The organism is Micromonospora endophytica (assembly GCF_003236305.1).
Taxonomy (GTDB): domain Bacteria; phylum Actinomycetota; class Actinomycetes; order Mycobacteriales; family Micromonosporaceae; genus Micromonospora; species Micromonospora endophytica.
This window is the reverse complement of sequence record NZ_POTX01000229.1, coordinates 1-9527: the sequence shown is the minus strand read 5'-3', so window position 1 is coordinate 9527 and position 9527 is coordinate 1. Positions and strand designations below refer to the sequence as shown.

Below are 9527 nucleotides of genomic sequence, written 5' to 3'. Positions count from 1 at the left end.
CGCCGATCTTGCACTTTTGGTCGGGACAAAAGCCCCTAACGCGGGCAAAATAGCGACCAGAAGTGCAAGATCGCGCTCCGCCTGCCTCGCGGCAGGAGATCTCGGACTAGGAGAGAGCGGGCTGAGTCTCGGTCAGAGTGGGCAGGTGGCGAGGCGGTGATAGCTCGGCGGGGGGCCGGGTCGGCTGTGCACCAGCACCAGTTCACCTGCCGACCAGGGCGGGCCGAGGTAGCCGTCGAGCGTGGCCAGGTCGGCTTCGATGTCGGCGTGCGTCAGCCGGTCACCGGGGCGGGCGATGGTCAGGTGCGGCCGGAAGGGCTTCTCGTCGGTGGGCACCCCGACCTCGGCCAGTTCGGTACGGACGGCAGCGGCCAGTGCCACCAGGCGGGAGACGTCGCCGCGTACGTCGATCCAGAGCACGGTGCTGCGCCCCCAGCCGAATCGGCCTCCGCCGCCCAGCCGCAGCACGGGCGGGCCGGTGGGAGCGGCGGCGACGGCGTGCTGGAGGGCGTGCCGTATCTCGGCCAGCCGTGCGGGGTCCACCTCACCGAGAAAGGCGAGCGTGAGGTGAGCCCGGGCCGGGTCGACAAGCCGTACGTTCGTGCCGGCCGCCGCGGCCGCACCGAGCCGCAACCCGGCCAACCGGGCGGTCAGGTGCGTGACGGCCTCGGCCGGCGGATAGACAGCGGTGAAGAGTCTCACCTGCCACAGGATCGCAGTCAGGCACGGGGTTCGGGTTGCCCGGGGCGGGTCGCCGGCAGTCGCAGGCCGGCTGCGTCCAGCTCGCCTTCGATCCGGACCCGTTCGAGCTGCCGATCGAAGCCGGCCAGCTCGGTCAGGTGCTCGGTGATGCCCAACGCCTGGCAGGCCAGCCGGAGCCGGGTGTCGTACGCGTCGAGCACGCTGCTGTGCCACACCATCGCCGGACCGGGCCGGCCGGGCCGGCCACCGCGCAGGCAGCGCAGGTCGGCGGCGACCTCCTCCAGCGAGCGCCGGTCGGGCCGGTCAAGAGCGGCGAGGTCGATCCGGCCGGCGATCTCGTCGGCGTCCACCGCCTGGTTCAGCCGGTCGATCAGCCGCCGCTCCCGCCGTCGCTGCCGCCACCCGGCGTATCCGCAGCTGACCCGGTCCACCACCTCGTCGGCACAGACCACGAGCGCGATCAGCACGGGCAGCAGGACCACGGCGGCCAGGGCCAGGGCGAGCAGCAGCATGCGTACGACCTCCACCCGCCGAAGCTATGCCGCTGCGCACCGTAACGTAACCGATTTTCCGGATCCCGCCCCCGCTCACGTCTGGGTGATGTAGAAGCGGGGCATCGGCAGCACCCGGAACCGCAGCCGGGCTCCGTCCCGACGCAACTGCCAGGCCAGCGCCAGCAGTGCGGTGGCCAGGGAGAGCACCCCGCCGGCCCAGATGCTGACCCCGGCGCCGAAGGTCTCCGCGACCCAGCCGATGAGCGGCGCGCCGACCGGGTTGGTGCCCAGGAACACCAGCACCCAGAGCGCCATCACCCGTCCCCGGAACGCGGCGTCGGTGCCGAGCTGGACCCGCTGGTTGGCCGCCTGGGCGAAGTAGACCATGAAGAAGCCGGTCGGCGGCAGCAACGCCACCACCATCCAGTACGCGGGCGCGAGGCCGACGAGCGTGCCGAAGGTGGCGCAGGCGATCGCGGCACCGAGCACCAACCAGACCGAGGGGCGGCTGCGCCGCCCGGTCCCGGCCAGCGCGCCGATCAGCGCACCTGCCGCGAGGGTCGTGCTGAACAGGCCGAACGAGGCGGCACCGGTGTTGAACACGGTCTTGGCCAGCGCGGCCAGGGTGAGCTGGAAGTTGAACAGCGACATCCCGATCACCGACATGACCACCATCGGCAGCAGCAGGTCGGGGCGGCGGCCGACGTAGCGCAGCCCGTCCAGCACGGTGGCGGCGGCCCGCTCGTCGCGCGGCGGCAGTGGCTCCCGGTACAGCTCGGCCGGACGCATCTGGATCACCGTGACCAGGGGTGCGATCGAGCTGAGCGCGGTGAAGAGGAACACCGGTCCGACGTCGAAGGCGGCGATGGCGAGACCGGCGACGGCCGGGCCGACGATCCGGGCGGAGTTGAACACGGCCGCGTTCAGCGACAGCGCGTTGGGCAGCAGCCGGGTGCCGACCAGCTCGGAGACGAACGCCTGGCGTACCGGCGTCTCCACCGCGTTGGCCACGCCGAGCAGCGCGGCGAAGAGGAAGACGTGCCAGAGCTGGACCAGGCCGGTGAGCACGAGCAGGCTCATCGCCAACGACAGCACGGTCCAGAAGGTGTTGGCGACGAAGAGGAGCATCCGCTTGTCGTACCGGTCGGCGAGGCGGCCGGAGATCAGCGTCAGCAGCAGCACGGGGGTGAACTGGAGTGCGACGACCACGCCCAGCGCGGTGGCCGAGTCGCCGGAGAGCTCCAGGACCAACCAGTCCTGGGCGATGAACATCATCCAGACACCGATCAGCTTGAGCAGCTGCCCGGACGCGAATAGCCGATAGTTGCGGACCTGTAGGGACTGGAACATCGTGCTGAGCCGTGCCTGCACTCTCGGTGCGCCTCCTCGCGGTCGTACGCGTCATCAACGACGGACGGCGCGGCGCGGGGCACACCCGGGGTGCGTCAGGCGCGGGAGATCCGCTGGAGAACCTCCGCGGCGTGGTGCAGTGTCTCCCGGTCGGCGTCGCTCAGCTCGGCCAACCGGCGAGCCAGCCATTCGTCCCGGACCCGCTCGAACTGGTCGAGCACGGCCCGGCCCCCCTCGGTCACCGCGAGGATGACCTGCCGCCCGTCGGTCGGGTGCGGGCTTCGCTGCACGAGGCCGCGCTCCTCCAGCTTGGCGACGATCTTGGTCATCGTCGGTGGCTGGACCCGTTCGACGTCGGCCAGTTCCCGCGGCGTGAGCGCGCCCGCCAGCCGGATGCTGGTGAGCGCGGACAACTGGGTGACCGTCAGGTCTCCGACCGGTCGGGCCTGGCGGACCCGCCGGTTTAGCCGGGTGATCGCATCACGCAGCTGATGGGCCAGCTGCGCCGGTGGCATGCTCTGCGCCGTCACCGTCCGCTCCGTCACGATAGTTAGCCTAACTAATTTGATGGCCGCACCGCAGCCGATATGACCATGCTCACGACTACCACGTCCGCACCCGAGGGCGGGCACGCGGCACCCCGCGAAACCGCGATCCGCGCGCCCGCCACCCGGGGTATCAGAACAGCAGCGACTCGAGCGGTCCGCGCAGGAAGTACACCACGAAGAGCGCCGCCACCCCGTACAACAGCGGGTGGACCTCACGGAACTTGCCCTTGGCCAGCTTGACCACCACGTACACGATCAGGCCGGCGCCGATGCCGTTGGAGATGGAGTAGGTGAACGGCATCAGCACGATGGTGAGGAACGCCGGGATGGCGATCTCGTAGTCGGACCAGTCGATGGCCTTCACCGCCGTCATCATCAGGAAACCGACCACCACCAGCGCCACCGAGGCCGCCTCGAACGGCACGATCACCACCAGCGGCGCCAGGAACATGGCCAGCAGGAACAGCCCGCCGGTGACCAGGTTGGCCACCCCGGTCCGGGCACCCTCCGCGACACCTGCGGCACTCTCGATGTACGACGTGTTGCTGGAGATGCTGGCCGCGCCACCGGCGGCGGCACCTATCGAGTCGACAAGCAGGATCTCCTTGGCCCGGGGTGGGGTGCCCTGCTCGTCGAGCAGGCCGCCCTCCTGACCGACCGCCACCATGGTGCCCATGGTGTCGAAGAAGTCCGTCACGAGCAGGGTGAAGATGAACATCAGCACGACCAGCCAGCCGGCCCGCTCCCACGACCCCAGCACGTTGAACTTGCCGAGCAACGACAGATCAGGCACGTCGAACGGATTGCTCGGCACGGTCGGGACGTTCAGCGACCAGCCCTTCGGGTTCGGCACGCCGTTCACCACCGACGGGCCGATGTTGCCGATCGCCTCCACCAGCATCGCCAGCACCGTCGAGCCGAGGATGCCGAGCAGGATCGCGCCCTTGACCCGGCGCACCACGAGCACCAGGGTCAGCAGCAGCCCCAGCACGAAGACGAGCGTCGGCCAGCTCACCAGCCGGCCCCCGATGCCCAGACCGAGCGGGACCGTGGTGTTCGCCTCGTCCGGCAGCCGGCGAACAAAGCCCGCGTCCACCAGGCCGATGATGGTCAGGAAGAGGCCGATGCCGACACCGATCGCCGTCTTCAGCTGGGTCGGCACCGACCGGAACACCGCGGTACGCAGGCCGGTCAGCACCAGGATCGCGATGATCACACCCTCGATGACCACCAGGCCCATCGCGTCGGCCCAGGTCATCTCCGGCGCGATCTCGTACGCCACCAGGGCGTTGATGCCCAGGCCGGCGGCGAGCGCCAGCGGGAAGCGGGCGACCGCGCCCATCATGATGGTCATCAGGCCGGCGATCAGGGCGGTGGCCGCGGCGATCGCGGGAATCGGCAGGGTGTTGCCGTCGGCGTCCTGTGCGCTGCCGAGGATGAGCGGGTTGAGCACCACGATGTAGGCCATCGTGAAGAAGGTGGCCAGGCCACCGCGAAGCTCTCGGCTCATCGTCGAGCCGCGGGCGGTGACCTCGAAGTACCTGTCGAAGCGGCCCACCGGCCGGTTCGGATCGGGAGGCGTGTCGTTTTCGGGTGGCGCTACTGCCATCGGGCACCTCGCAGTAATGATCAGGTTGTCGCGCGCATCGTCGCAGATCAACGTTTCACGAAACAGCCGATCGCGTACCCTGGCGAGGTGCCGAAGCAGCCGCCGCCGCGACCCGAGCCGCTCGATCCGCCGATGGTGCCGTTCGCGCTCGCCGGGATGGCGGCCTGGGCGGTCGTCGGCCTGGTGCTGCTGCTCTTCCGCGACCGGCTGGCCGCCGCTGGCCACGAGAACTGGCTCTGGATCTGCCTGGCCGGTTTTCTGTGGGGCTTTCCCGGTCTCGCCGTGATGATGCGCCACGACGCGCACCGGCGTCGCCGCCGCGCCGCCTCCTGACCGACGGCATCCCGCCCGTCAGGAGGGGTCGTACGACTCCACCGGCTCCACCGCGCTGTCGTCGTAGACGGTCGGCATCTCGTCCACCGGCGTCTCGGCCTCGATCAACGTCTCCGAGTGGGCACCGCAGCCGTGGTCGGCGCTCACCACCCGACCGTCGTCCGGGGCGTAGAAGTTGCCGCAGACCCCGAAGCACTGCCGGAGCCGGCCCGCGAGTGGCAGGTAGAACCCGCAACTGCCGCAGCGGGCGGCGGCCGGCGCGGCGGTCGAGATCGGCGCCGCCGGGCCGTGATCCCCGTCGTACCAGCGTTGGGCCGTTTCGATCCGGCCCTCCTGCGACATCACCCGGGGCCGGCCGAGACCCAACTCCCAGGCGGTCTCCTCGACCGCCGGATCGTCGGAGAGGAGGTAGCCGGGCTGGAGCCGCTCGTCCTCCGGTGGCGTCGGCAGCAGATCGCCCGGACCGAGGTCGCCTGGCTTGAGCCGTTCCTGCCACGGCAACCAGCCCGGCGCGAGCAGGGCGTCGGGACCGGGCAGCAGCACGGTCTCGCAGATCGTCACGTTCCGGCTGCGCGGCACGCGGGTGACGGTGACCGCCCACCGCCAGCCCCGGTAGCCGGCCAGACGGCACTCGAAGTAGTGCGTGACGAGTCGGTCGCCTTCGGCGACCACTTGGAGGTGATCGCCGACGTCGTCGGCCTCCACCTCGGTGACAGCGGCGCGCGCCACGTCGACGGCGGCGGCGCAGACCTGGTCGAGACGGGCGGCACGGGCGGAGGCGGGCCTGGTCACCCAACCATTGTCCCCCATCGGTGCGGTCGGCTGTGAGGCACTCCCCAGAGGTGTTCTGTGGCGCTGGTGCGCCATCTGTCCGGCTGATGGGTCAGGATGGGTGCCATGCCGCTGTTCTCCCGCTCCGAGCGCTCTCTCCTCGGGCGGACCGTGGGCACCGGCATCCGTGCCACGCGGCTGCTGCTGCGCGGCTCGATCAACAGCGGCCGCTGGGTGACCCGCAGCGCCGCCCGGGCCCGGACCCGGGGTGCCGGTGGCGAGACCGGCATGGCCCGCCTCTTCGATCTGCACGCGGTCTCCTGTGCCGGAGACACGTTGATCGCCATCGGCCTGGCCGGGACGATCTTCTTCAACGTGCCGCTCGGCGAGGCCCGCAGCAAGGTGGCGCTCTACCTGTTGGTGACCATGGTGCCGTTCGCCATGCTCGCCCCGGTGGTCGGCCCGCTGCTCGACCACTTCCGGCACGGCCGGCGATACGCGCTGGCCACGACCATGCTGGGTCGGGCGTTCCTGGCCTGGTTGATCTCCGACTACATCCACGGCTTCGGTCTCTATCCGGCGGCCTTCGGCGTGCTGGCGCTCTCCCGGGCGTACGGCGTGGCCCGCTCGGCCGCCGTGCCCCGGCTGCTGCCCGAAGGGCTCGGCCTGTCCCAGGTGGGTGCCCGGGCCAGCGTCTACGGCACCGTCGCCGGGGCGCTCGTCGCCCCGATCGGCCTGGCCGCGTTCTGGTTCGGCCCGCAGTGGCCGCTGCGGGTCGCCTCGGTCATCTTCCTGATCGGCATGGTCGTCTCCCTGCGGCTGCCACCGAAGGCCGACTCCGAGCCGCCGGAACGGGTGCCGCGACCGCTGCGGGCGCTGTTGCGGCGCACCGGCGACCGTCCGCTGGGCCGGGGGCGTCCGGCCGGCCGACTGGTCATCTCGACCCTGGCCGGCGCGGCCACACTCCGCGCGATCTACGGCTTCCTGCTGCTCTTTCTCGCCTTCAGCATCAAGGCGGGCGACCTGACCACCACGGTGTTCGGTCGCGATCTGGGTGACGAGGGAGCACTCGGTCTGGTCGGCGGCGCGTTGGCCGTCGGCACCTTCCTGGCCACCGCGATCGGCACCCGGCTACGCATCCACCGGCCGGCCGCGCTCCAGTCCAGCGGCATGGTCATCGTGGCCGGAGTGGGAGTGCTCACCGCGCTGCGCTTCTCGCTGCCGATGGTCGCCCTGCTCTGCGTGGTCGCGGCGATGATGAGCGGCATCGCCAAGCTCGCGGTGGACGCGTCGATCCAGGAGCGGATCCCGGAGCGGCTCCGGGCCAGTTCCTTCGCCCACTCGGAAACCGTGCTGATGCTCGCCTTCGTGGCCGGCGGCGGGCTGGGGCTCGTGCCCTTCGACGGCCGGATCGGCATCGTCGTCGTCGCCGGGGTCGGCGCGCTGGCCGCCGCGCGCGGCCTGGTGATGGCCGGGCGGTTGCGGGCCGAGCGACTCCGCGGTCGGCCGCTGACCGACGACGAACTGGTCACCACCGACCCCGCCACCGACACCCGAGCTGCCGAGACCGGCACCACCGCACCGCCGGCCACCGACCCCTGGCCCACCGACCCGCCGGTCACCGACCCCTGGGCCGCCGACCCGCCGGCCACCGGTCAGCGGACCGACCGGGATCCGGCGGCGGACTCCGTGCCCACCTCCCCCGCTCCGGTGCAGGGCGGTTCAGCACCGGAGGAGCCGAACCTGGCCCCGCCGGGCTTCCACATCTACCGGCCGTCGTCGGCGGCCACCCGCTCCGGCGGCGGCGACGACGAGACCCGGCACAGTTCCCCCGGGCCGGTCCCGTGACCGGTCTGCTCGTGGTCACCGCGGTCCCCGCCGAGGCCGAGGCGATCCAGGCCGGGCTCGCCGACGCCACGGTGGCGGTGGTGCCCGTGGGCGTGGGTCCGGCCGTCGCCGGTGCCGCCACGGCCCGGCTGCTGGCCCTCGCCGAGGCCGCCGGTCGACCGTACCGAGGGGTGGTCAGCGCGGGCGTGGCCGGCGGATTCACCGACCGGGTGCCGGTCGGCGGCACCGTGCTCGGCACCCGAGCCGTCGCCGCAGATCTGGGCGCCGAGTCACCCGACGGCTTCATCCCCGTCGACGAGCTCGGCATGCCGGCGGAACTGCTCGGTGGTGGCACGTCCGTCGCCGCCGACGCGGACCTGCTGGCCGCGCTGCGCGCCGCGCTACCGGACGCCATCGTCGGGCCGGTGCTGACGGTGAACACCGTCACCGGCACCGCGGCCAGCACCGAGACGTTGCGCCGCCGGCACCCGGACGCGGTGGCGGAAGCCATGGAGGGGTACGGCGTGGCCGTCGCCGCGAGCCACGCCGGCCTGCCCTTCGCCGAACTGCGCACCATCTCCAACCCGATCGGCCCGCGCGACCGATCCGCCTGGCGGCTGCGCGAAGCCCTCGCCGCGCTCACCGCCGCCGCTCCCGTCCTGCGCTGACTACCACTCCAGGCGCAGTGCCTGTGGTCTGCTCCACTCGATCCGGTAGCCGCAGGCCAACAGGAACGGAATGCCATCGAGCTCGGCCAGCGCGCACACCGCCGTCAGCCCCGCGTCTCTGGTCTCCGCGGCGAGCCGGTCCACCAGCCGACGCCCGATGCCGAGCAGCCGTAACCGGGGTGCCACCAGTACGCCGTCCAGCACCACCTCACGTCGGTCGCCCATCTCCTCGCCGTACCGCAGGTCAAGGCTGCGCTCGTGGGCCCGCAACTCACCGACCAGGTCTCCGTCGGGCAGCTCAGCCACCAGCCGCCAGCACCCCGAGGGCACCCCCTCGGTGATCCGACGGATCTCCACCGCGTCCCGGAGCCGCTCCCGCAGCCGTCGCTCGTCCCGCCGGCCACGGTCGAGGTCGTACGTCACCTTGGGGACCCGTAACGGCCATCGTTCGAACGGCAACGTGTACGAATGCGCCCACCAGGCGCCCGGCCAGTCCTTCAACGTGCGAACCTTCCGCACGTCCAGATGCGCCGGATAGCGCCGGCCCGCCTCGTCCCGCCGGGTGTCGTCCGGGATCGCCGCATCGCCCAGCGGGTCCCGCCCCCGACAAGCCCGACCGGGACAGCCCAGTTCAGAGCCAGCGTCAGAGCCAGCGACGGTGCCAAGTCGCAGCGCCCCACCAGCCGCGCGGACGAGCCGTTGGACGGTCTGGAACCGGGGATCGGCGGCCTGTCCCGACTCGATGCGTGCCACCGTGGACTGCGGCACGCCGGAGAGCGAAGCCAACTCCCGCTGGCTCAGATCGGCCTGCCGACGCAACGCCCGCAGCATCGAACCCAGATCATCGAAAACACCGCTCTCCGCCCCCATGCCATCGATGCTTCCCGCCGCCCCGAACCCATTTCAACCCCGGCCTCCAACCTGTGGACAACCTTGTGGATAACTTCGGTCGGCTCGGTGGGCGGCTCGGTGGGCGGCCCTTGGACCGACACCGCACCCGGACCGGGTGGCCGAGCCCACACTCTTGCTTTGGCTGCCTACGGAGCTGAACCGGTAGCGCTATCACCTCGCCCGACCACCGGCCCGGCCCTCACCTCGCCCGACCACCGGCCCGGCCCTCACCTCGCCCGACCACCGGCCCGGCCCTCACCTCGCCCGACCACCGGCCCGGCTCCGGAAGCCACCTCAGCCCGGTTGACCCGGCCCGGTTGGCTCCGCCTGAGTG

The 9527-nt window shown here is 71.6% G+C and carries 10 protein-coding genes; 3 read left to right on the top strand and 7 right to left on the bottom strand.

From position 1 onward, the window contains the following. Window positions 1–132: 132 nt before the first annotated feature. The 5 genes from thpR to C1I93_RS24700 all read right to left on the bottom strand — a co-directional run bounded on the left by thpR (window position 133) and on the right by C1I93_RS24700 (window position 4703). A complete protein-coding gene (gene thpR, locus C1I93_RS24720) occupies window positions 133–702 on the bottom strand; it encodes an RNA 2',3'-cyclic phosphodiesterase (protein ID WP_111245680.1) in 570 nt (189 codons plus the stop codon). Window positions 703–719: 17 nt separating this feature from the next. Continuing rightward, complete coding sequence (locus tag C1I93_RS24715; protein WP_111245679.1) at window positions 720–1229, bottom strand: hypothetical protein; 510 nt, start codon at window positions 1227–1229, stop codon at window positions 720–722. Between the two features lie 60 nt (window positions 1230–1289). Then, on the bottom strand, window positions 1290–2567 hold the full coding sequence (locus tag C1I93_RS24710; RefSeq protein ID WP_111245678.1) for an MFS transporter: 1278 nt from the start codon (window positions 2565–2567) through the stop codon (window positions 1290–1292). A 74-nt stretch (window positions 2568–2641) separates the two neighbouring features. After that, complete coding sequence (locus tag C1I93_RS24705) at window positions 2642–3091, bottom strand: MarR family winged helix-turn-helix transcriptional regulator (RefSeq protein ID WP_181445305.1); 450 nt, start codon at window positions 3089–3091, stop codon at window positions 2642–2644. A gap of 133 nt (window positions 3092–3224) precedes the next feature. Continuing rightward, a complete protein-coding gene (locus C1I93_RS24700) occupies window positions 3225–4703 on the bottom strand; it encodes an NCS2 family permease (protein ID WP_111245677.1) in 1479 nt (492 codons plus the stop codon). An 87-nt stretch (window positions 4704–4790) separates the two neighbouring features. Here C1I93_RS24700 and C1I93_RS24695 point away from each other — a divergent pair, with 87 nt between their 5' ends. Next, a complete protein-coding gene (locus tag C1I93_RS24695) occupies window positions 4791–5036 on the top strand; it encodes a DUF2530 domain-containing protein (protein ID WP_111245676.1) in 246 nt (81 codons plus the stop codon). An 18-nt stretch (window positions 5037–5054) separates the two neighbouring features. On the opposite strand, the gene C1I93_RS24690 is transcribed toward C1I93_RS24695, so the two are convergent. Then, entirely contained in the window at window positions 5055–5846 is a 792-nt protein-coding gene (locus C1I93_RS24690; protein ID WP_111245675.1) for a DUF3027 domain-containing protein, read from the bottom strand. 87 nt (window positions 5847–5933) lie between these two features. On the opposite strand from C1I93_RS24690, the gene C1I93_RS24685 reads away from it, so the two are divergent. Further along, entirely contained in the window at window positions 5934–7655 is a 1722-nt protein-coding gene (locus C1I93_RS24685) for an MFS transporter (protein WP_111245682.1), read from the top strand. Next, on the top strand, window positions 7652–8302 hold the full coding sequence (locus tag C1I93_RS24680; protein WP_111245674.1) for a futalosine hydrolase: 651 nt from the start codon (window positions 7652–7654) through the stop codon (window positions 8300–8302). Before C1I93_RS24685 ends, C1I93_RS24680 begins: the two co-directional genes overlap by 4 nt. Here C1I93_RS24680 and C1I93_RS24675 read toward each other — a convergent pair whose 3' ends face one another. Next, window positions 8303–9172: a GNAT family N-acetyltransferase gene (locus tag C1I93_RS24675; protein ID WP_181445304.1), complete on the bottom strand. Its 870-nt coding sequence runs from the start codon at window positions 9170–9172 to the stop codon at window positions 8303–8305. It abuts the gene before it with no gap. Between the last annotated feature and the right edge of the window lie 355 nt (window positions 9173–9527).

Bases quoted from the DNA above. Each gene is read 5' to 3' on its own strand.
- C1I93_RS24700 (WP_111245677.1), bottom strand. From the start codon at position 4,703: ATGGCAGTAGCGCCACCCGAAAACGACACGCCTCCCGATCCGAACCGG.
- C1I93_RS24690 (WP_111245675.1), bottom strand. From the start codon at position 5,846: ATGGGGGACAATGGTTGGGTGACCAGGCCCGCCTCCGCCCGTGCCGCC.
- C1I93_RS24685 (WP_111245682.1), top strand. From the start codon at position 5,934: ATGCCGCTGTTCTCCCGCTCCGAGCGCTCTCTCCTCGGGCGGACCGTG.
- C1I93_RS24675 (WP_181445304.1), bottom strand. From the start codon at position 9,172: ATGGGGGCGGAGAGCGGTGTTTTCGATGATCTGGGTTCGATGCTGCGG.